The organism is Pseudomonas sp. 2995-1 (genome assembly GCF_002742505.1).
Taxonomy (GTDB): Bacteria; Pseudomonadota; Gammaproteobacteria; order Pseudomonadales; family Pseudomonadaceae; genus Aquipseudomonas; species Aquipseudomonas sivasensis.
On record NZ_LJSA01000432.1, the window covers coordinates 1 to 20,856 of the forward strand.

At 57.4% G+C, this 20,856-nt stretch carries 23 protein-coding genes, 1 tRNA gene and 1 pseudogene; 22 read left to right on the plus strand and 3 right to left on the minus strand.

Translation table 11 applies throughout. The features are described from left to right. Nucleotides 1-204: 204 nt before the first annotated feature. Nucleotides 205-628 (plus strand): annotated as a pseudogene (locus AOA61_RS21905) (IS3 family transposase); the annotation flags it as partial. Between the two features lie 83 nt (nucleotides 629-711). Here AOA61_RS21905 and AOA61_RS21910 read toward each other — a convergent pair. Together AOA61_RS21910 and AOA61_RS21915 are read right to left on the minus strand one after the other, a co-directional pair. Continuing rightward, on the minus strand, nucleotides 712-861 hold the full coding sequence (locus tag AOA61_RS21910) for a hypothetical protein (protein WP_241149728.1): 150 nt from the start codon (nucleotides 859-861) through the stop codon (nucleotides 712-714). 535 nt (nucleotides 862-1,396) lie between these two features. Then, nucleotides 1,397-1,481 (minus strand) — tRNA-Leu (locus AOA61_RS21915). A 108-nt stretch (nucleotides 1,482-1,589) separates the two neighbouring features. On the opposite strand from AOA61_RS21915, the gene queA reads away from it, so the two are divergent. The 6 genes from queA to AOA61_RS21945 all read left to right on the plus strand — a co-directional run bounded on the left by queA (nucleotide 1,590) and on the right by AOA61_RS21945 (nucleotide 7,664). Continuing rightward, entirely contained in the window at nucleotides 1,590-2,639 is a 1,050-nt protein-coding gene (gene queA / locus AOA61_RS21920) for a tRNA preQ1(34) S-adenosylmethionine ribosyltransferase-isomerase QueA (RefSeq protein ID WP_099602713.1), read from the plus strand. Between the two features lie 5 nt (nucleotides 2,640-2,644). Beyond that, complete coding sequence (gene tgt, locus AOA61_RS21925; protein WP_003175976.1) at nucleotides 2,645-3,760, plus strand: tRNA guanosine(34) transglycosylase Tgt; 1,116 nt, start codon at nucleotides 2,645-2,647, stop codon at nucleotides 3,758-3,760. A 43-nt stretch (nucleotides 3,761-3,803) separates the two neighbouring features. Further along, complete coding sequence (gene yajC / locus AOA61_RS21930) at nucleotides 3,804-4,142, plus strand: preprotein translocase subunit YajC (protein ID WP_003175975.1); 339 nt, start codon at nucleotides 3,804-3,806, stop codon at nucleotides 4,140-4,142. A gap of 62 nt (nucleotides 4,143-4,204) precedes the next feature. Continuing rightward, a complete protein-coding gene (secD, locus tag AOA61_RS21935; RefSeq protein WP_032890673.1) occupies nucleotides 4,205-6,073 on the plus strand; it encodes a protein translocase subunit SecD in 1,869 nt (622 codons plus the stop codon). A 9-nt stretch (nucleotides 6,074-6,082) separates the two neighbouring features. Next, nucleotides 6,083-6,997, plus strand: coding sequence for a protein translocase subunit SecF (gene secF, locus AOA61_RS21940; RefSeq protein WP_032890676.1), 915 nt, complete (start codon nucleotides 6,083-6,085; stop codon nucleotides 6,995-6,997). 124 nt (nucleotides 6,998-7,121) lie between these two features. Beyond that, nucleotides 7,122-7,664: a glycine zipper 2TM domain-containing protein gene (locus tag AOA61_RS21945; protein ID WP_032890678.1), complete on the plus strand. Its 543-nt coding sequence runs from the start codon at nucleotides 7,122-7,124 to the stop codon at nucleotides 7,662-7,664. Between the two features lie 205 nt (nucleotides 7,665-7,869). Here the strand turns inward: AOA61_RS21945 and suhB are convergent, their stop codons facing one another. Next, on the minus strand, nucleotides 7,870-8,685 hold the full coding sequence (suhB, locus tag AOA61_RS21950) for an inositol-phosphate phosphatase (RefSeq protein ID WP_003175971.1): 816 nt from the start codon (nucleotides 8,683-8,685) through the stop codon (nucleotides 7,870-7,872). A gap of 145 nt (nucleotides 8,686-8,830) precedes the next feature. On the opposite strand from suhB, the gene trmJ reads away from it, so the two are divergent. The 15 genes from trmJ (at nucleotide 8,831) to ispG (ending at nucleotide 20,854) form a co-directional block, all read left to right on the plus strand. Continuing rightward, on the plus strand, nucleotides 8,831-9,601 hold the full coding sequence (gene trmJ, locus AOA61_RS21955; protein ID WP_099602714.1) for a tRNA (cytosine(32)/uridine(32)-2'-O)-methyltransferase TrmJ: 771 nt from the start codon (nucleotides 8,831-8,833) through the stop codon (nucleotides 9,599-9,601). Nucleotides 9,602-9,603: 2 nt separating this feature from the next. Beyond that, nucleotides 9,604-10,386: a serine O-acetyltransferase gene (gene cysE / locus AOA61_RS21960; protein ID WP_032890682.1), complete on the plus strand. Its 783-nt coding sequence runs from the start codon at nucleotides 9,604-9,606 to the stop codon at nucleotides 10,384-10,386. Between the two features lie 302 nt (nucleotides 10,387-10,688). Further along, nucleotides 10,689-11,180 carry a Fe-S cluster assembly transcriptional regulator IscR gene (gene iscR, locus AOA61_RS21965; RefSeq protein WP_003194020.1) on the plus strand — a complete coding sequence of 164 codons (492 nt, stop codon included), beginning with the start codon at nucleotides 10,689-10,691 and terminating at the stop codon, nucleotides 11,178-11,180. A 50-nt stretch (nucleotides 11,181-11,230) separates the two neighbouring features. Continuing rightward, entirely contained in the window at nucleotides 11,231-12,445 is a 1,215-nt protein-coding gene (locus AOA61_RS21970) for an IscS subfamily cysteine desulfurase (protein WP_099602715.1), read from the plus strand. 99 nt (nucleotides 12,446-12,544) lie between these two features. Then, complete coding sequence (iscU, locus tag AOA61_RS21975) at nucleotides 12,545-12,931, plus strand: Fe-S cluster assembly scaffold IscU (RefSeq protein ID WP_003209682.1); 387 nt, start codon at nucleotides 12,545-12,547, stop codon at nucleotides 12,929-12,931. Between the two features lie 28 nt (nucleotides 12,932-12,959). Next, nucleotides 12,960-13,283, plus strand: a complete 324-nt coding sequence (gene iscA, locus AOA61_RS21980; RefSeq protein WP_003209680.1) for an iron-sulfur cluster assembly protein IscA — start codon at nucleotides 12,960-12,962, stop codon at nucleotides 13,281-13,283. Between the two features lie 8 nt (nucleotides 13,284-13,291). Next, nucleotides 13,292-13,813: a co-chaperone HscB gene (hscB, locus tag AOA61_RS21985; protein ID WP_032890686.1), complete on the plus strand. Its 522-nt coding sequence runs from the start codon at nucleotides 13,292-13,294 to the stop codon at nucleotides 13,811-13,813. A 51-nt stretch (nucleotides 13,814-13,864) separates the two neighbouring features. Further along, nucleotides 13,865-15,727: a Fe-S protein assembly chaperone HscA gene (hscA, locus tag AOA61_RS21990; RefSeq protein WP_032890687.1), complete on the plus strand. Its 1,863-nt coding sequence runs from the start codon at nucleotides 13,865-13,867 to the stop codon at nucleotides 15,725-15,727. Between the two features lie 3 nt (nucleotides 15,728-15,730). Further along, nucleotides 15,731-16,072 (plus strand): ISC system 2Fe-2S type ferredoxin, encoded by a 342-nt coding sequence (gene fdx / locus AOA61_RS21995; protein ID WP_099602716.1) that lies wholly within the window; start codon nucleotides 15,731-15,733, stop codon nucleotides 16,070-16,072. 14 nt (nucleotides 16,073-16,086) lie between these two features. After that, nucleotides 16,087-16,287 carry a Fe-S cluster assembly protein IscX gene (gene iscX, locus AOA61_RS22000; RefSeq protein ID WP_032890702.1) on the plus strand — a complete coding sequence of 67 codons (201 nt, stop codon included), beginning with the start codon at nucleotides 16,087-16,089 and terminating at the stop codon, nucleotides 16,285-16,287. A 91-nt stretch (nucleotides 16,288-16,378) separates the two neighbouring features. Beyond that, the gene (ndk, locus tag AOA61_RS22005) at nucleotides 16,379-16,804 is read left to right on the plus strand and encodes a nucleoside-diphosphate kinase (protein WP_003175956.1); all 426 of its coding nucleotides are present in this window, start codon (nucleotides 16,379-16,381) and stop codon (nucleotides 16,802-16,804) included. Nucleotides 16,805-16,833: 29 nt separating this feature from the next. Then, a complete protein-coding gene (gene rlmN, locus AOA61_RS22010) occupies nucleotides 16,834-17,982 on the plus strand; it encodes a 23S rRNA (adenine(2503)-C(2))-methyltransferase RlmN (protein WP_032890704.1) in 1,149 nt (382 codons plus the stop codon). 12 nt (nucleotides 17,983-17,994) lie between these two features. Further along, nucleotides 17,995-18,753 carry a type IV pilus biogenesis/stability protein PilW gene (pilW, locus tag AOA61_RS22015; RefSeq protein ID WP_032890706.1) on the plus strand — a complete coding sequence of 253 codons (759 nt, stop codon included), beginning with the start codon at nucleotides 17,995-17,997 and terminating at the stop codon, nucleotides 18,751-18,753. Continuing rightward, nucleotides 18,753-19,742, plus strand: a complete 990-nt coding sequence (locus AOA61_RS22020; RefSeq protein WP_032890708.1) for a RodZ family helix-turn-helix domain-containing protein — start codon at nucleotides 18,753-18,755, stop codon at nucleotides 19,740-19,742. The genes pilW and AOA61_RS22020 overlap by 1 nt, the downstream gene beginning before the upstream one ends. A gap of 2 nt (nucleotides 19,743-19,744) precedes the next feature. After that, nucleotides 19,745-20,854 (plus strand): flavodoxin-dependent (E)-4-hydroxy-3-methylbut-2-enyl-diphosphate synthase, encoded by a 1,110-nt coding sequence (gene ispG / locus AOA61_RS22025; RefSeq protein WP_003175952.1) that lies wholly within the window; start codon nucleotides 19,745-19,747, stop codon nucleotides 20,852-20,854. The last annotated feature ends 2 nt before the right edge of the window (nucleotides 20,855-20,856 follow it).

A 20,856-nucleotide genomic window follows, 5' to 3' on the forward strand; every position in this document is an offset into this window, starting at 1 on the left:
GGTCATCGTCAAGATTAAATTCCGAAACCCCATTTGCGAAAGCAGATGGGGTTTTGTTTTGGGCGGGCGGAAAGTGCGAGGGCGGATCAGGGCGAGCTCTCGAATATCCTCAGGGGCGGCGGGCCTGAACTGGCCTAATGATTTTGAACACTTCAATCGGGCGCTATATTGGTACCCAAGTCTGAGGTGTTTGGATACTTCGCCAAAAAGTGCGCCTTTATCAAGCAGCGCACGGGCGACTACTCGATTCGACGGCTTTGCCTGACGCTGATAGTGCATCCCGGTGGTTATTACAGCGTGGCGGTCTGAGCCGCAATCTATACGCGCCAAAGACGACCAGCGACTGCTGGGTTTGGTCAAGCATTCCTGGCTGGAGAGCGGCGGCGTTTACGGCTATCGCAAAATCCATGACGATCTGCGCTAGGTCTGTGAGGATTGTGGTGGTCATTGTGTGGCTAGGCTGATGCGTCTTTAAGGTATGCGTTCTCAGACAGGTTATCGACGCCGCCCCGGAAAGTGCGGCGGTAAGCCAGCGGTAGCATTACCCAATTTGTTGAAGCGCCAGTTCGATGTCTTGGAATCCAACAGGGTTTGGGTCACTGACATCACCTACATTCGTACGTATGAAACAACGTAAAACGCCGCCATGGTTTCAACAATCAGCTGCCATCGGTAGTTTGAAAAGCGTTACGCAATGAGCTTGCAAGGTGTCTAGAGAATCCGGGGCGATTCACACTGATTGAGAAGGCGCGGGATGACCGGCAAATAGTTAGGATTATTTTTGCCGTCCCAGTTCGGACGATCAATCGCATCTTGAACGTCAAGGATAACAATCAGGATAGGGGCGGATTGGTCCTTCATCTCATCTCCTTTGGGTAGGGCGGCAGGCCGAGTGTGCTAAGACGAGCCTCAACCAACAGTTGATTGCACTCGAAACCTGCCTACAGCTCTCTGCGAAGCCCTCCATAATGAATCTCAAGCTTATGCAAGTTGAGTTCGGCAGACGCTTACCGATACGCGCACTGTCTGATGCGGAACATTTGCCAGGATTCCTAACGGATATTGCCTTCTACCTAAGCTAGAAATCTCTCAATGGTTGGGCCTGGGTGTTGCCGACGCCTCGGCGTAGCCCAAATTCGTCCAATCGATAAGGCCGATATCGTAATTCGAGATTCGCGCGTTGGCTTATGCGTGATGGGAGGTGAGCGAGAGTGGGCTTTCGATGTCATCACAAGGCTTCTGGGGCGGGGCGTGAGCGCGCTCAACGATCTTTAAGGTTGTGGGCTGGTTTTGTCTGTTCTCGCCTTCTGGGCACCTTTGCCGGCCTCTGGCGACGTGACTTCACTTTTCCACAGACGAAAAAAAAGACCTTGAAATTCAAGGTCTTTTTTTAAGATGGTGCCCCGAGGGAGACTCGAACTCCCACTCCTTTCGAAAACGGATTTTGAATCCGCCGCGTCTACCAATTCCGCCATCAGGGCTCAATGGCGGCGAAGTATAGAGATGAGATTACCGTTGGTCAATCACGTTTCATGGTCTATTTTCACTATTTCCGCTAAACTTCCCGGCCCTGCTAGACGAACCCCATCATGCGCGTTTCTGACTTTACTTTTGAACTCCCTGATTCGCTGATCGCACGCCACCCTTTGGCCGAGCGTCGCGCCAGCCGACTGCTTACCCTGGAAGGGGTCAGCGGTGCCCTCGCACACCGTCAATTCACTGATTTGCTTGAGCATTTAAACCCAGGCGACTTAATGGTATTCAACAACACCCGCGTAATTCCTGCGCGGTTGTTTGGCCAAAAAGCCTCCGGCGGCAAGCTGGAAATTCTGGTGGAGCGCGTGCTGGACAGCTATCGCGTGCTAGCCCATGTGCGCTCCAGCAAATCACCGAAGCCGGGTTCGAGCATTCTGATCGAAGGCGGCGGCGAAGCCGAGATGGTGGCGCGCCATGATGCATTGTTCGAGCTCAAGTTCGCCGAAGAGGTTCTGCCTCTGCTGGAGCGCGTCGGCCATATGCCGCTGCCTCCCTATATCGACCGCCCTGATGAAGACTCGGACCGCGAGCGCTATCAGACGGTGTACTCCCAGCGCCTAGGCGCGGTTGCCGCGCCAACGGCCGGACTGCATTTCGACCAGCCGCTGCTGGATGCGATTGCGGCCAAGGGCGTCGAGACGGCCTATGTGACCCTGCACGTGGGGGCCGGCACCTTTCAGCCGGTGCGTGTGGATAACATCGAAGACCACCATATGCACAGCGAGTGGCTGGAAGTCAGCCAGGAAGTTGTCGATGCGGTATCTGCGTGCAAGGCTCGTGGCGGGCGTGTAGTCGCAGTGGGTACCACCAGCGTGCGCTCCTTGGAGAGCGCGGCGCGTGATGGTGTGCTCAAACCGTTCAGTGGCGACACCGATATATTTATCTTCCCAGGCCGGCCGTTCCATGTCGTCGATTGCCTAGTCACCAATTTCCATCTGCCGGAATCCACGCTCTTGATGCTGGTGTCGGCATTTGCCGGTTACCCGGAAACCATGGCGGCTTATCAAGCGGCCATCAATAATGGGTACCGTTTTTTCAGCTACGGTGATGCGATGTTTATCACCCGTAACCCGGCGCCACGCGGCCCAGAGGAAACCTTATGAGTCGTATGTCGTTTGAATTATTGGCCACCGACGGCAAAGCCCGTCGCGGTCGCCTTACTTTCCCTCGCGGTACGGTAGAGACGCCGGCGTTCATGCCGGTTGGCACCTACGGCACCGTAAAGGGCATGCTGCCCCGTGACATCGTCGCCACCGGTGCCGAGATCATTCTTGGTAACACCTTCCACCTGTGGCTGCGTCCGGGCACGGAAGTGATCAAGAAGCACGGCGACCTGCACGATTTCATGAAGTGGCAAGGCCCAATTCTCACCGACTCCGGTGGTTTTCAGGTGTTCAGCCTGGGCGCCATGCGCAAGATCAAGGAAGAGGGCGTAACGTTCGCCTCGCCGGTGGATGGTTCTAAAGTATTCATGGGGCCGGAAGAGTCGATGCAGGTACAGCGTGACCTGGGTTCGGACATCGTGATGATTTTCGACGAGTGCACGCCTTACCCGGCCGATGAAGATGTCGCGAGAATCTCCATGGAGTTGTCGCTACGTTGGGCTCAGCGGTCGAAGAACGCCCACGGTGATAACACCGCTGCGCTGTTCGGTATTGTCCAGGGCGGTATGCATGAAAGCTTGCGTAAACGCTCGCTTGAAGGCCTCGACAAAATCGGGTTCGATGGCCTGGCCATCGGCGGTTTGTCGGTAGGCGAACCCAAACACGAGATGATCAAGGTGCTGGACTACTTGCCAGGCCTGATGCCCGCTGACAAACCTCGTTACCTTATGGGCGTTGGCAAACCGGAAGATCTCGTAGAGGGTGTGCGCCGCGGTGTGGACATGTTCGATTGCGTGATGCCAACCCGTAATGCCCGCAATGGGCATCTGTTTATCGATACAGGCGTGCTGAAGATCCGTAACGCGTTCCATCGCCATGATGATTCGCCGCTGGATCCCACCTGTGATTGCTACACCTGCCAGAACTTCTCCCGTGCTTATCTGCACCATCTGGACAAATGCGGGGAAATGCTGGGTAGCATGTTGAATACCATCCACAATTTGCGTCACTACCAAGTCCTGATGGCTGGTTTGCGCGAGGCTATTCAACAGGGTACATTGGCCGCCTTCGTCGATGCCTTCTATGCCAAGCGCGGGCTCCCTGTGCCGCCCTTGGACTGAGTTTTCCGACCCTAAGATTCACTATTTGCAACTGGAGTGCTAAATGAGCTTTTTTATCTCTAACGCCATGGCTGACGCCGCTGCGCCTGCTGCTGCCGGCCCTATGGGCGGTGGTTTCGAGTGGATTTTCCTGGTCGGCTTCCTGGTCATCTTCTACCTCATGATCTGGCGTCCACAGGCCAAGCGTGCCAAAGAGCAGAAAAACCTGCTGGGCAGCCTGCAGAAAGGTGACGAAGTTGTGACTACTGGCGGTATCGCCGGCAAGATCACCAAGGTTTCCGACGCTTTCGTGGTTCTGGAAGTCTCCGACACTGTAGAAATGAAGTTCCAGAAGGGCGCCATCGCCGCCACGCTGCCAAAAGGCACGCTCAAAGCGATCTAAGTAACAACCTTTACCAATCGACGGGGCGCGCAAGGCGCCCCGCGTTATAAGCGGGCGGCGTGATGCTGAACAAATACCCTCTGTGGAAATACGTACTGATCCTGGCGGTGCTGGCGATCGGTTTTATTTATTCCGCTCCCAATCTCTATCCTGATGATCCGGCGATCCAGATCACTGGCGCCAGCACTTCGTTGCAGGTCAATCAGGCTGACCTGGAACGCGCGAGCAAGGCTCTGAACGACGCGGGTATCCAAGTTAAAGCGGCAACATTGGCGGCTGGTGCGAAGGGCGGCTTGTTGCGCCTGACCAAGCAAGAAGACCAATTGCCGGCCAAAGACGTCGTGCGCAAGGCCATGGGTGACGACTACGTCGTTGCGCTGAACCTGGCACAGACCACGCCGCAATGGCTGCGCAGCATTGGCGCGCACCCGATGAAGTTGGGTCTGGACTTGTCCGGCGGTGTGCACTTCCTGCTGGAAGTCGACATGGACAAAGCCCTCGACGCACGCCTGAAAGTCTATGAAGGCGATGTGAAGAGCCTGCTGCGCAAAGAAAAGTTGCGTTATCGCAGCCTGCCGCAGCTCAACGGCGCCATCCAGTTGGGCTTCTCAGACGAAGCTTCCCGCGAACAGGCCCGTGCGCTGATCCGCAAGAACTTCAACGATTTTGACATCGTACCGGCTGACCTGAACGGTCAGGCCGTGCTGCGTCTTGCAATGAGCCCGGCCAAGATCGCCGAAATCCGCGAGTATTCCATCAAGCAGAACTTGACCACGGTACGTAACCGCGTCAACGAGCTGGGCGTGGCCGAGCCGATCGTTCAGCGCCAGGGCGCCAACCGCATTGTGGTTGAGCTGCCAGGCGTGCAGGACACCGCTGAAGCCAAGCGTATCCTGGGTAAAACTGCCAACCTGGAATTCCGTCTCGCAGCTGAGCCAGGCGCTTCCCGCGCGACTTCCGAGGAGTTCGAATTCCGTGAAGGCAATCGTCCGCCGGCGCAAATCGAGCGTGGTTTGATCATCACGGGTGATCAGGTAACCGACGCCAAGGCCGGGTTCGGCGAGCACGGCACACCTGAAGTTAACATTCGCCTGGATGGTCACGGCGGCGAACTGATGAGCCGCGCCACGCGCAGCAACGTCGGTCGCAGCATGGCGGTGATCTTCATCGAGCAGCGTCCTGTTACTACCTACACCAAGCAGATCGTCAACGGCGTCGAGAAAGACGTGCCGGTGCAGACCTTCAAGGAAGAGAAGAAGATCATCAGCCTAGCGACCATCCAGTCGCCGCTGGGTGCTCAGTTCCGTATCACTGGCCTGAACGGCCAGGGTGAATCCTCGGAGCTGGCACTGCTGCTGCGTGCTGGTGGCCTGGCGGCGCCGATGTACTTCGCTGAAGAGCGCACCATCGGCCCAAGCCTGGGTGCGGACAACATCACCAAAGGCGTGGATGCTGCACTGTGGGGCATGTTGTTCGTGTCGCTGTTCATCATCGCCATCTACCGCTTCTTCGGCATCATCGCTACCGTAGCCCTGGCGGGCAACATGGTGATGCTGCTGGCCTTGATGTCGCTGCTGGGCGCTACGCTGACCTTGCCGGGTATCGCCGGTATCGTACTCACCATGGGTATGGCGGTAGATGCCAACGTGCTGATCTTCTCGCGGATACGTGAGGAGATCGCCGCAGGCATGACTGTGCAGCGCGCAATCAACGAAGGCTTCGGCCGGGCATTTACCGCGATTCTCGACTCCAACCTGACCACATTGCTGGTTGGCGGGATTCTCTTTGCCATGGGCACCGGCCCTGTCAAAGGTTTTGCGGTGACCATGTCCCTCGGTATCTTTACCTCGATGTTCACGGCCATCATGGTGACCCGCGCAATGGTCAACCTGATCTTTGGCGGGCGTGACTTCAAGAAGTTGTGGATTTAAGGGGCTGCCATGTTACGTACAATCAACTTCATGGGCGTTCGCAACATTGCGTTCGGCGTCACTGTGCTCCTTACCGTTCTGGCGTTGTTCAGCTGGTTCCATAAGGGCCTGAACTACGGTTTGGATTTCACCGGGGGTACGCTCATTGAGCTGACCTACGAGAAGCCGGCCGACGTTACCTTAGTGCGCAACGAGCTGGTAAAGGCCGGTTATCACGAGGCCGTGGTGCAGAGCTTTGGTGCGACCACCGACCTGCTGGTGCGCATGCCAGGCGAAGATCCGCAACTGGGTCACCAAGTAGCCGAAGCCTTGCAAAAGGTTGGCGGCGACAATCCCGCGTCGGTCAAGCGCGTCGAGTTTGTCGGCCCGCAAGTAGGTGAAGAGCTGCGCGACCAAGGCGGCCTTGGCATGCTGATGGCACTCGTCGGCATCATGATTTACCTGGCTTTCCGCTTTCAGTGGAAGTTCGGTGTCGGCGCGATTGTGTCGCTGATCCACGACGTGATCGTGACCGTAGGTATTCTGGCGTACTTCCAGATAACCTTCGATCTGACCGTACTGGCGGCTGTGCTGGCGATTATTGGTTACTCGCTCAACGACACAATCGTGGTATTCGACCGGGTTCGTGAGAACTTCCGCGTATTGCGCAAGGCGACGCTGATCGAGAACATCAACATCTCCACCACTCAGACCCTGCTGCGTACCATGGCGACATCAATCTCCACTTTGCTGGCGATTGCTGCGCTGATGATCTTCGGCGGTGACAACTTGTGGGGCTTCTCCCTGGCGCTGTTTATCGGCGTTCTGGCGGGTACTTACTCGTCGATCTACATCGCCAACGTGGTGCTGATCTGGTTGAACCTCAACAGCGAAGACTTGATCCCTCCAGCCGCGACTGGCAAGGAGGTCGACGACCGCCCTTAATGAGCGCTTGTTGATCTGCTGTTACAAGAAAGGCACGAGTATTGAACTCGTGCCTTTTTTTTTGCTCCAAGGCTGGGTATAGCGCGGATCTTTCGGTCCGTTTGTGATGGTCAGGAGGTTCAACGTGAACAAGTCGTTACTGGTTGGTGCGGTATTGGGTGCTGTCGGTGTAACTGCCGGGGGTGCTGTCGCCACCTACAGCCTGGTAAAAAGCGGCCCTGAGTATGCGCAAGTGCTGGCGGTGCAGCCGGTAAAAACCCAGATCAAGACCCCTCGCGAAGTCTGTAAGGACGTCGCAGTTACTCGGCAGCGACCGGTGCAGGACCAGCATCAAATCGCAGGTACCGTTGTAGGTGCCCTGGCGGGTGGTTTGCTGGGTAATCAGATCGGTGGCGGTAACGGTAAGAAGCTAGCGACGGTAGCCGGTGCGGTCGGTGGTGGTTATGCCGGTAACAAGGTTCAAGAGGGTATGCAGAATCGCGATACCTACACCACCACACAAACGCGTTGTAACACCGTCAACGACATCAGCGACAAGGTAGTCGGCTATGACGTGCGTTACACCTTGGATGGCAAGGAAGGCTCGGTGCGGATGGATCGTGATCCGGGTGGCCAGATTCCGGTCGATAAAGAAGGTCGTTTAGTGTTGGGTCAAAACCAGCAATAATTTGAGGCTTGTCATAGTTGAAGGTGTGGGAGGGTGCTTGCTCTTGATGTGGGCGCATCGGTTAATGAGTCTGTAACTGAGCTGCTGTCATCGGAGGCAACATCCCTTTCACATTGATTGGTAGCGTTGCTGGTATTCAAGTTCGCACCAAATCGCAGGCATAAAAAAAGCACCCCGAAGGGTGCTTTTTTTTATGCTCGCTAGCTTAGCGCTTCAGCGAGGCTGGCAGGTGTGGCTGTATAGCCGTCAGCACTGCCTTGAAGCATTTGGTGTTGCCAGCAACGACGTGGCCTTTTTCCAGGAAGTCGTGACCACCGGTGAAGTCGCTCACCAAGCCACCGGCTTCCTGGATCAGCAGAGCGCCTGCAGCCATGTCCCACTCGGACAGGCCTGACTCCCAGAACGCATCAAAACGACCGGCAGCAACATAGGCCAGGTCCAAACTCGCTGCGCCAGCGCGACGGATACCTGCGGTCTGGCCAACCAGGGCGCGGAACATGCCCAGGTAGTTTTCCAGGTTGTCCATCTGGTCATCGCGGAAGGGGAAGCCGGTACCCAGCAGGGCGCCGTCGAGACTGGTACGGCCGCTGACGCGCAGGCGGCGACCGTTCAGCTGGGCGCCACGGCCACGGCTGGCGGTGAATTCTTCCTGGCGAACCGGGTCGAGGACGACGGCATGTTCCAGGCGGCCACGGTATTTGCAGGCGATGCTTACTGCGAAGTGGGGGATGCCGCGCAGGAAGTTGGTGGTGCCATCCAGTGGGTCGATGATCCACAGGTAGTCTTCGCCTTCGCCGCTACCTTTATGCAGGCCGGTTTCCTCACCCAGGATGCCGTGGGTAGGGTAAGCCTTGCGCAGTGCGTCGATGATTTTCTGTTCGGCGGCGCGGTCTACCTCGGATACATAATCCTTGGCGTCTTTTTCGTCGACCTTGATGGTATCCAGGCGCTCGATGGAGCGGAAAATCAATTCACTGGCGCTGCGGGCGGCGCGCAGCGCGATATTCAGCATGGGCTGCATGGATGTGTCACCTAAGGTTGTTAAAGAAAGCCGGGCATTCTAGCAGAAACTTTCTTCAGGTGAAGGACGACGTTAGCTTTCATGGCATAACCTTAGGCTGTTCTGTAAGATTTGCTCCCCTTTCCCATGTCCGAGAGCGCCTCCCTTGCTGCAAAACATTCGTGTCGTCTTGGTCAATACCAGTCATCCCGGCAATATCGGTGGGGTGGCGCGTGCCATGAAAAACATGGGGCTGACGCGCCTGGTGCTGGTCGAACCGCGCGTGTTCCCGCATCACGAGGCCGATGCCCGTGCATCCGGTGCCAATGACATCCTTGAAAAAGCCCAGGTCGTCGCCACCCTGGAGGATGCTTTGGTCGGCTGCAATCTGGTGCTCGGCACCAGTGCCCGTGATCGTCGCATCCCCTGGCCTCTGCTGGATCCCCGTGAATGCGGCGGTAAAGTGGTGGAAGAGGCTGCTGGTGGCGCTGAGATCGCCTTAGTGTTTGGTCGTGAAGACTCCGGCCTCACCAATGAGGAGCTGCAGCGATGTCACTACCATGTGCACATTCCATCGGACCCTGAATTCAGTTCACTGAACCTCGGGGCTGCGGTGCAGGTGCTGACTTACGAAGTGCGCATGTCGTGGCTGGCAGCTGCCGGTCAGCCAAGCAAAATGGAAAAGGAAGAGGTTGCGTCGACCAAAAGTGGCGAGCTGGCCACCATGGATGAGCTGGAGCGGTTCTATGAGCACCTGGAGCAAACCCTGGTGGCTATCGAATTCCTTGACCCTGACAAGCCGCGGCACTTGATGGCGCGCCTGCGTCGGTTGTACGGGCGCAGCTCGGTAAGCCGGGCGGAAATGAATATATTGCGTGGCATCCTCACGGAAACCCAAAAAGCGGCCCGTGGCGAGCTTCTTAAGCGGAAGGATTAAAAATGTTCGAGCGTTTGCGAGAAGATATCCAGAGTGTTTTCCACCGTGACCCGGCGGCCCGCAACGCCTTTGAAGTGCTGACCTGCTATCCGGGCATGCACGCGATCTGGATTCATCGGCTATCCGGCGCCTTGTGGGGCATGGGCTGGAAATGGCTGGCGCGACTGGTGTCGAACTTCGGCCGCTGGTTGACGGGTATCGAGATTCATCCGGGGGCCAAGGTGGGGCGCCGTTTTTTTATCGATCATGGTATGGGTATCGTCATCGGTGAAACTGCTGAGATTGGCGACGATGTCACGCTCTATCAAGGTGTGACGTTGGGCGGCACTAGCTGGAACAAAGGCAAGCGCCACCCAACGTTGGGCGATGGCGTGGTGGTAGGGGCCGGCGCCAAGGTGCTAGGGCCATTCACTGTAGGTGCTGGCGCTAAGGTCGGCTCCAATGCGGTCGTAACCAAGGCTGTACCGCCTGGCGCAACCGTGGTGGGTATTCCGGGCCGAATCATCGTCAAGCCGGAAGTTGGCGATGAGCAGGAAGCAAAGCGCAAGGCAATGGCCGAGAAGATCGGCTTTGATGCCTATGGAGTCAGTGAAGACATGCCTGATCCGGTCGCGCGCGCCATCGGCCAGTTGCTTGACCACTTGCAGGCGGTGGACGGGAAGCTGGACGGTATGTGCGGCGCGCTGAAGGAGCTGGGCAGCAGTTACTGTGCGAAAGAGCTTCCTGAGCTGCGCGAAGAGGACTTCGCCGAGATCAAGGACGAAGCTGCGACGAAGACTGGTTGAGGTCTTCCAGGCACTGAAAGTCACCTGTGGGAGGGGGCTTGCTCTCGATAGCTGTTTGTTAGTCGTTCACTACGTGGGCTGGTCCGCTGCTATTGGGAGCGGTTGCCTCCTACATCTTGACCTCCATTGGTCTCGGAGTAGCCGCTAGGCCCTGTTCCCGCTGTTCGTCCCCACCCCATCCTGCTATGATTTGCGCGCCCTTTTTACGGGTAATCCTGACTAAAGTACTAGGTCTTATAGTTGACTTAAATACTCGGGAATCGCATACTTGCCCACATTCTGAAACACCTTGGTAATTGTCCATGAGACTGACTACAAAAGGCCGATACGCGGTGACTGCCATGCTCGACCTGGCTCTGCACGCGCAAACTGGGCCGGTGTCCCTGGCCGATATCTCCGAGCGCCAAGGCATTTCCCTGTCCTATCTTGAGCAACTGTTCGCCAAATTGCGCCGTAGCAATCTGGTCTCCAGCGTGCGTGGGCCAGGTGGCGGCTATCAGTTGTCCCGCGATATGCAGGGCATTCAGGTGGCCCAGGTGATCGATGCGGTCAACGAATCCGTTGACGCGACCAAATGCCAGGGCCTGGGTGACTGCCATGCAGGCGACACCTGCCTGACGCACCATTTGTGGTGTGACTTGAGTCTGCAGATCCATGAGTTTTTGAGTGGTATCAGCTTGGCTGATCTTGTGACTCGCCGTGAGGTACAAGAAGTAGCCCAGCGTCAGGACCAGCGCCGTTGCAACACTAAGGCGCCGCGTCTGGACAAGATTGAAGCGTCCGCCGTCGAGTGACAGCCGAAGAGCTAACGGCACGCCAGCCAGCCTGATTTAGGAGAAAGTCCATGAAATTGCCGATTTACCTTGATTACTCAGCGACCACCCCGGTTGATCCGCGTGTCGCGCAAAAGATGAGCGAGTGCCTGCTGGTCGACGGAAACTTCGGCAACCCGGCCTCCCGTTCCCATGTATTCGGCTGGAAAGCCGAGGAAGCGGTCGAGAATGCTCGTCGCCAAGTCGCCGACCTTGTTAATGCCGACCCGCGCGAAATCGTCTGGACTTCCGGCGCCACTGAGTCCGACAACCTGGCAATCAAGGGCGCGGCGCATTTCTACGCGACCAAAGGCAAGCACCTGATCACCACCAAGATTGAGCACAAGGCTGTCCTCGACACCATGCGTCAACTGGAGCGTGAAGGTTTCGAAGTTACCTACCTTGAGCCGACCACCGACGGTATCGTCACCCCGGCCATGATTGAAGCCGCGCTGCGTGAAGACACAATCTTGGTTTCCGTGATCCACGTAAACAACGAAATCGGCACCATCAACGACATCTCGGCCATCGGCGAGCTGACTCGCTCCAAGGGCATTCTGTTGCACGTCGACGCTGCTCAGTCCACCGGCAAGGTTGATATCGACCTGTCCAAGCTGAAAGTTGACCTGATGTCTTTCTCGGCCCACAAGACTTACGGGCCTAAAGGTATCGGCGCGCTGTACGTGAGCCGTAAGCCACGCGTGCGCATCGAGGCCACCATGCACGGCGGCGGTCACGAACGCGGCATGCGTTCTGGCACCCTGGCGACCCACCAAATCGTAGGCATGGGCGAAGCCTTCCGTGTAGCCAAGGAAGACATGGCTGCCGAGAACGTGCGCATCAAGGCCCTGAGGGATCGCTTCTACAAGCAGGTCGAGAACCTTGAAGAGCTGTACATAAACGGCAGCATGACCGCCCGCGTACCGCATAACTTGAATTTGAGCTTCAACTACGTCGAAGGCGAGTCGCTGATCATGGCGCTCAAGGACCTGGCGGTTTCGTCCGGTTCGGCCTGCACCTCGGCCTCTCTTGAGCCTTCGTACGTACTGCGCGCCCTGGGCCGCAACGACGAACTGGCACATAGCTCGATCCGCTTTACGTTCGGCCGCTTCACCACCGAAGAACAAGTCGACTACGCCGCGCAGAAAGTCTGCGAAGCCGTCAACAAGCTGCGCGTTCTGTCGCCGCTGTGGGACATGTACAAAGACGGTGTCGATATTTCCAAGATCGAGTGGGCGGCACACTAACTATAGAAGCCGCCACCCAAGCTCTGTAGGAACGTGGCGGAAAACGCAGGCGTTTTTACAGGGTTCCAGAGCGGCCCTGATGAGTGAGGATTCAGTACCATGGCTTACAGCGAAAAGGTCATTGACCACTACGAAAACCCGCGCAACGTCGGCAAGATGAACGCGGAAGATCCTGATGTCGGCACCGGCATGGTCGGCGCTCCGGCGTGCGGCGATGTGATGCGCCTGCAGATCAAAGTCAACGAAGCTGGCGTCATCGAAGACGCCAAGTTCAAGACTTACGGTTGCGGTTCGGCCATCGCCTCCAGTTCTCTGGCAACCGAATGGATGAAAGGCAAGACTCTGGATGAGGCTGTGACTATCAGCAACACCCAGTTGGCCGAAGAACTGGCCCTGCCGCCAGTGAAAATCCACTGCTCCGTACTCGCAGAAGACGCCATCAAGGCGGCCGTTCGCGACTACAAGCAGAAGAAAGGCTTGATCTAAGCATTTGGCGACGAGTAAGGAGTCAACGATGGCTATCAGCATGACAGAAGCGGCTGCGCAGCACATTCGCCGCTCCCTGAATGGGCGCGGTAAAGGTGAGGGGATTCGTCTGGGTGTTCGCACCACGGGCTGTTCCGGCCTTGCCTACGTGCTGGAGTTTGTCGACGAGGTGGTTGAGGAAGACCAGGTGTTCGAAAGTCACGGCGAGAAAGTGATCATCGATCCTAAAAGCCTGACCTACCTGGACGGCACCGAACTCGATTTCGTCAAGGAAGGGTTGAACGAGGGCTTCAAGTTCAACAACCCCAACGTACGCGGTGAGTGTGGCTGCGGCGAAAGCTTCAACATCTGAGGCTATTCGTGGGTACTCCTTGTCATTTCGCTTTATTCGAGCTGCAGCCGAGCTTTCGGCTGGACCTTGAGCAGCTTGCCACGCGCTACCGAGAGTTGGCGCGTGGGGTGCATCCGGACCGCTTCGCTGACGCTTCCGAGCGTGAGCAACGCCTGGCCCTGCAGCAGTCGGCCAGCCTCAACGAGGCCTATCAGACACTGAAGAGTCCGCCAAAGCGCGCGCGTTACCTGCTCGCCATGAACGGCGGCGAGTTGCCGATTGAAGTCACGGTTCACGATCCCGACTTCCTGATGCAGCAAATGCAGTGGCGCGAAGAGCTCGAAGACCTACACGACGAGGCCGATGTGGCCGGTGTCGCCGTCTTCAAGCGCCGTCTGAAAGTGGCCCAGGATGAGCTCAACGAAAGCTTCGCAGCCTGTTGGGATGATGCAGCGCAACGTGAACAGGCTGAACGCCTGATGCGACGTATGCAGTTCCTCGACAAGCTCACCTACGAAGTGCGCCAGCTAGAAGAGCGCCTCGACGATTAACCCAGTGCTGCCCGTGATGCACGCCTGATAGACAGATAAGACCTGATTACCATGGCATTACTGCAAATCGCCGAACCCGGCCAAAGCCCTCAACCGCACCAGCGTCGCCTGGCGGTCGGGATTGACCTGGGCACCACCAATTCCCTGGTCGCTGCCCTGCGCAGTGGCCTGTCCGAACCGCTGCCGGACGCTGATGGGCAGGTCATCCTGCCCTCGGCCGTGCGCTATCACGCTGATCGCACCGAGGTCGGTGAGTCTGCCAAGTTGGCGGCATCTAGCGATCCTTTGAACACTGTGCTGTCTGTCAAGCGCTTGATGGGGCGTGGCTTGTCCGACGTCAAGCAGCTCGGCGACCAACTGCCGTATCGCTTTGTCGGCGGCGAATCCCACATGCCTTTCATTGATACTGTCCAGGGGCCGAAAAGTCCGGTGGAAGTGTCGGCTGATATTCTCAAGGTGCTGCGCCAGCGCGCAGAAACGACCTTGGGCGGCGAATTGGTCGGTGCAGTGATCACGGTTCCCGCTTATTTCGACGACGCACAGCGTCAAGCCACCAAGGATGCGGCGAAGCTTGCCGGCCTCAACGTGCTGCGCCTGCTCAACGAGCCGACTGCTGCTGCTGTGGCCTACGGTCTGGACCAGCACGCCGAAGGTCTGGTTGCCATTTATGACCTGGGCGGCGGCACTTTTGATATTTCGATCCTACGCCTGACCGGCGGTGTGTTTGAGGTGCTGGCTACTGGTGGCGACAGCGCGCTGGGCGGCGATGACTTCGACCACGCGATCGCAGGCTGGATTATCAGCAGTGCCGGCTTGTCCGCGGACTTGGATCCAGGCGCACAGCGCAACTTGCTGCAAACTGCTTGTGCCGCTAAAGAAGCGCTGACTGATGCTGCCTCTATTGACGTGTCTTACGGCAACTGGTCGGCACCGCTGACGCGCGAAGCCTTCGATGCGTTGATCGAGCCAATGGTCGCCCGCAGCCTCAAGGCGTGCCGTCGCGCCGTACGTGATTCCGGTATCGAGTTGGAAGACGTCGGTGCCGTGGTCATGGTGGGTGGTTCGACCCGTGTGCCGCGTGTTCGTGGGGCAGTTGCCGAGGCTTTTGGTCGCGAGCCACTGACCGAAATCGACCCCGATCAAGTAGTCGCCATCGGCGCAGCGATCCAGGCAGACACCTTGGCCGGCAACAAGCGCGATGGCGGCGAACTGCTGCTCCTCGACGTGATTCCGTTGTCGCTGGGGCTGGAGACCATGGGCGGCTTGATGGAGAAGGTGATTCCGCGCAACACCACCATCCCCGTCGCCCGCGCCCAGGACTTCACCACTTATAAAGACGGCCAGACGGCCATGATGATTCATGTGCTGCAAGGCGAGCGCGAGCTGATCAGTGACTGCCGCTCCCTGGCGCGTTTCGAATTGCGTGGTATCCCTGCAATGGTAGCCGGTGCTGCGAAAATTCGTGTGACCTTCCAAGTCGACGCCGACGGCCTGCTTAGTGTCGCGGCCCGTGAGCTGGGGTCTGGTGTTGAAGCCAGCATCCAGGTGAAGCCTTCCTACGGCCTCACCGACGGCGAAATCGCCAAGATGCTCAAGGACTCTTTCCAGTACGCCGGTGACGACAAGGTCGCCCGTGTGCTGCGCGAACAGCAAGTGGATGCGCAGCGCCTGCTTGAAGCGGTGCAGGGCGCCCTTGAGGCTGACGGCGAACGCCTGCTGGATGCCGAAGAGCGCATGGTCATCGACCTGCAGATGCATGAATTGGCCGAACTGATGAAAGGCACTGATGGTTATGCTATCGAGCAACAGACCAAGCGCTTGTCGCAAGTGACCGATGCCTTTGCCGCCCGCCGTATGGACCAGACGGTAAAAGCCGCCCTGGCGGGACGCAACCTGAATGAAATCGAGGAATAATTAATGCCGCAGGTCATTTTTCTGCCACACGCCGAGCATTGTCCGGACGGTATGGTTGTGGAGGCTGAGACCGGCAAGTCCATCCTCGAAGTTGCCCATGACAACCACATCGAGATCGAAAGCGCTTGTGGTGGCGTGTGCGCCTGTACCACTTGTCACTGCATCATTCGCGAGGGTTTCAATTCGCTTGAAGAAGCCGACGAGCTGGAAGAGGACTTTCTCGATCGTGCCTGGGGCTTGGAAGCGCAATCGCGTCTAAGCTGTCAGGCAAGGGTGGGAACTGAGGACATCACTGTCGAAATTCCGAAATATTCGCTCAACCATGCGGCCGAAGCGCCGCATTGATTCAAGGAACTGTCATGAGCCTGAAATGGGTTGATGTACAAGAAATCGCTATACAACTTGCTGAAGCTCATCCTGAGGTCAATCCTCTTACCGTGAACTTCGTCAAACTGCGTGATCTCGTAATGGCGCTGCCGGAATTCGATGACATCCCGGATCGGGGTGGCGAAAAGGTTCTGGAGGCGATTCAGGGCCTGTGGATCGAAGAAGCAGACTGAGCCGCCTTTTACGCAGTTAGGCAATACCCAATAACCCGCGTATAATTCGCGGGTTTAATTTTTCGTAAATTACCGTTTCTGGAGTTACACCATGGCTGTTCAACGTACTTTCTCCATCATCAAGCCTGACGCTGTTGCAAAAAACGTCATCGGCGAGATCACCACTCGTTTCGAAAAAGCCGGCCTGAAGGTTGTAGCTTCGAAACTCAAGCAACTGTCCAAGGCTGAAGCTGAAGGCTTCTACGCTGAGCACAGCGCTCGTGGCTTCTTCGGCGACTTGGTTGCCTTCATGATCTCCGGTCCTGTTGTTGTTCAGGTTCTGGAAGGCGAAAATGCTATCGCTCTGAACCGTGAGCTGATGGGCGCTACCAACCCTAAAGAAGCTGCTGCCGGCACTATCCGTGCTGACTTCGCTGAATCCATCGACGCCAATGCTGTACACGGCTCGGACTCCGAAGCTGCCGCTGCTCGCGAAATCTCGTACTTTTTCGCTGCTACTGAAGTAACCGCTCGCTAAGCATTGGCTTAAAGAGTGAGGGTGAATCCATGACTACATCGACTGTTAAAACCAACCTGCTGGGTCTGACTCAGCCGGAAATGGAGAAATTCTTCGACTCAATCGGGGAGAAGCGCTTCCGTGCCGGTCAGGTAATGAAATGGATTCACCACTTTGGTGTCGACGATTTCGACGCCATGACGAACGTCAGCAAGGCCCTGCGCGACAAGCTCAAGGCCATTGCTGAGGTCCGTGGCCCCGAAGTTGTCAGCGAGGACATTTCCACCGACGGCACGCGTAAATGGGTGGTGCGCGTGGCGTCCGGCAGCTGCGTCGAGACCGTGTACATTCCCCAGGGCAAACGTGGCACCTTGTGCGTTTCGTCCCAGGCAGGCTGTGCCCTGGATTGCAGTTTCTGCTCCACCGGCAAGCAAGGCTTCAATAGCAACCTCACTGCCGCCGAAGTCATTGGTCAGGTGTGGATTGCCAACAAATCCTTTGGCAGCGTCCCGGCGACCGTCGACCGTGCCATCACCAACGTGGTGATGATGGGCATGGGTGAGCCGCTGCTGAACTTCGACAACGTGATTGCGGCCATGCATCTGATGATGGACGACCTGGGCTACGGCATCTCCAAACGCCGTGTGACCCTGTCGACCTCCGGTGTGGTACCGATGATTGATGAGCTGGCCAAGCACATCGACGTATCCCTGGCGTTGTCGCTGCACGCACCTAATGACGCATTGCGTAACCAATTGGTGCCGATCAACAAGAAGTATCCGCTTAAGATGCTGCTCGAATCTTGCCAGCGTTACATGGCTACTTTGGGTGAGAAACGCGTGCTGACCATTGAGTACACCATGCTCAAGGACATCAACGACAAGGTCGAACACGCGATCGAGATGATCGAGTTGCTCAAGAACACCCCGTGCAAGATCAACCTGATCCCGTTTAACCCGTTTCCCCATTCTGGCTACGAGCGGCCGAGCAACAACGCCATTCGTCGTTTCCAGGATCAACTGCACCAGGCAGGCTACAACGTCACCGTACGCACCACTCGTGGTGAAGACATCGACGCCGCCTGCGGCCAATTGGTAGGACAGGTGCTGGATCGCACCCGTCGCAGCGAACGTTATATCGCCGTGCGTGAACTGAATGCCGCCGACGACATGCCGCAAATCGCTGTGAATCGAATCTGAGAGAGGATCTCTATGCCCTTGCGCCTTGCGCTGCTTCTGCTTGTTACCGGCCTCGCGGCCGGTTGTGTTTCATCGGGCCATGAGAGCCCTTTGCAAACCGGTAAAGGTCGTGATGAGGCGCGAGTTGCCTATGTGCAACTGGGGTTGGGTTACCTGCAGCAGGGCATGAGCGAGCAGGCCAAGGTGCCTTTGAAAAAGGCCCTTGAGCTGGACAACAACGATGCCGACGCCAACGCTGCATTGGCCTTGGTGTTCCAAGCCCAGGCCGAACCTGAACTTGCCGATCAGTATTTCAGAAAGGCTTTGGCCTCCCGTCCTGCCGACCCTCGGCTGCTGAACAATTACGGCAGCTTCCTGTTCGAACAGAAACGTTATGACCAGGCTTCCCGTTATTTCCAGCAAGCTTCTGCCGACACCCTTTACCCAGAGCGTTCGCGGGTCTTCGAGAACCTTGGGGTGACCTCAATGCGTCTCGGCCAGCGCGACAGTGCTCGCCAGCAATTGGAAAAAGCCCTGCACCTGAACAGTCGCCAGCCGCGGGCATTGCTCGAAATGGCTGAGTTGTCTTACGAAGACAGGCATTATGTGCCGGCACGTGACTATTACGAGCGTTTTAGCCTGCTCAGCGGGCAAAATGCACGTAGTCTATTGCTCGGTGTGCGCCTGGCGACAGTTCATGAAGAACGCGACACGGCCGCACATTTTGGCCAGCAACTCGAACGACTCTATCCCGGTACGCCGGAATATCAGCAATACCTGTCGGAGCAATGATGAAAGCGGCGCACCCGGAAGTTGTAGCAGCTAATCGCGTAAACCCAGGCGAAACCTTGCGTCAGGCCCGCGAAAGCAATGGTTGGTCGCTGGCGGAAGTGGCCCTCAAGCTCAATTTGACCACCACGTCCTTGGGCAATCTGGAAGCTGGCGCGTTCGATAAGCTGCCTGGGCACACCTTCGCCCGAGGCTATATCCGCGCATACGCCAAATTGCTGGGTATCGACCAGACCGTTCTGGTTCAGGAGTTCGACCAATTCACCGGCACCGATTCCCAGGGCAGCAGTGTTCATGGCCTGGGTCGTATCGAAGAGCCAGTGCGCGTTTCCCACACCATTTTGCGAATTGTTAGCCTGTTGCTGCTTGTTGCGGTGATCGGTGGCGGGTTTGTCTGGTGGCAAGACCAAGCCTCTCAGCGCAGTAAAGACCTGACCAGCAGCGCGATGGAGCACGTCGAAGTCGAAAGCGCCGATGGAACCACTCAGATCCATCCGTTGGATGAACCGGAAGACCAGGCTGTTGCCGAGGGGCAAGCCACGTCTGAAGCGCCGCTCGCGACCGAGCAACCGGCACCGGAAACCGCTCCTGCGACAACCGCCGCTGTGCCTGCTCCTGTAACGCCAGCGACTCCGGCAGCGCCCACCGCCCAGGCTCATACGCCGGCAGCACCCGCGTCCGCGCCCCCCGCTCCAGCAGCCTCGGCTACGCCAGCTATTTCGCCACCTACCACTCCAGCATTGATCGCCGGTGACGGGCGCGTACAAGTGACCTACATTGCTGACTGCTGGACGCAAGTCACCGATGGCAACGGTAAAGTGCTGTTTAGCGGTCTTAAGCGTAAGGGAGATACTCTTGACCAAGGCGGTAAGCCTCCTCTGACGCTGCGTCTGGGCTTCGCCCGTGGCGCGCAAGTGGCCTACAACGGTCAGCCTGTGGACGTGGCGCCGTTCACCAGTGGCGAGACTGCTCGCCTCAAGTTGGGACAATAGTCATGCACGGCGAATCTCCAATCAAACGTCGCGTATCGCGCAAGATCTGGGTCGGCTCGGTGCCGGTGGGCGGCGACGCCCCCATCGCAGTACAAAGCATGACCAACAGCGACACCAATGATGTAGCCGCCACTGTGGCCCAGATCAACCGTTTGGAAGCCGCTGGCGTGGACATAGTGCGGGTTTCCGTGCCGGACATGGACGCTGCGGAAGCCTTCGGCCGCATCAAGCAGTTGGTCAAGGTGCCGTTGGTTGCAGACATTCACTTCGACTACAAGATCGCGTTGCGCGTGGCTGAACTGGGTGTCGATTGCCTGCGTATCAACCCAGGCAACATCGGTCGTGAAGACCGTGTGCGCGCGGTGGTGGATGCTGCCCGTGATCGTGGGATCCCGATCCGCATCGGCGTCAACGCAGGTTCTCTGGAAAAAGACCTGCAAAAGAAATACGGCGAGCCCACTCCGGCGGCGCTGGTTGAGTCGGCATTGCGCCACGTTGAACACCTTGAACGCCTGAATTTCCAAGACTTCAAAGTCAGCGTAAAGGCCTCCGACGTGTTCATGGCGGTTGAAGCTTACCGGCTGCTGGCCAAGGAAATCGTGCAGCCATTGCACTTGGGTATCACCGAGGCTGGCGGTTTGCGCTCAGGCACAGTGAAATCTGCGGTAGGTCTCGGTATGCTGCTCGCCGAAGGGATTGGCGATACTATCCGCATCTCGTTGGCGGCAGACCCTGTAGAGGAAGTGAAAGTCGGTTACGACATTCTCAAATCCCTGCGTTTACGTTCCCGTGGCATCAACTTCATTGCCTGCCCGAGCTGCTCGCGGCAGAACTTCGACGTGGTGAAAACCATGAACGATTTGGAGTTGCGCCTTGAAGACTTGCTGGTACCGCTGGATGTTGCGGTGATCGGTTGCGTGGTCAACGGGCCGGGTGAAGCCAAGGAAGCGCATGTGGGCTTGACCGGCGGTACACCGAACCTGATTTACATCGACGGCAAGCCGTCGCAGAAGTTAACGAATGACAATCTTGTGGATGAGCTGGAAAAGCTGATCCGCGAGAAAGCGGCCGAAAAGGTCGCCGCTGACGCAGCGCTGATCGCTCGCGGCTGATT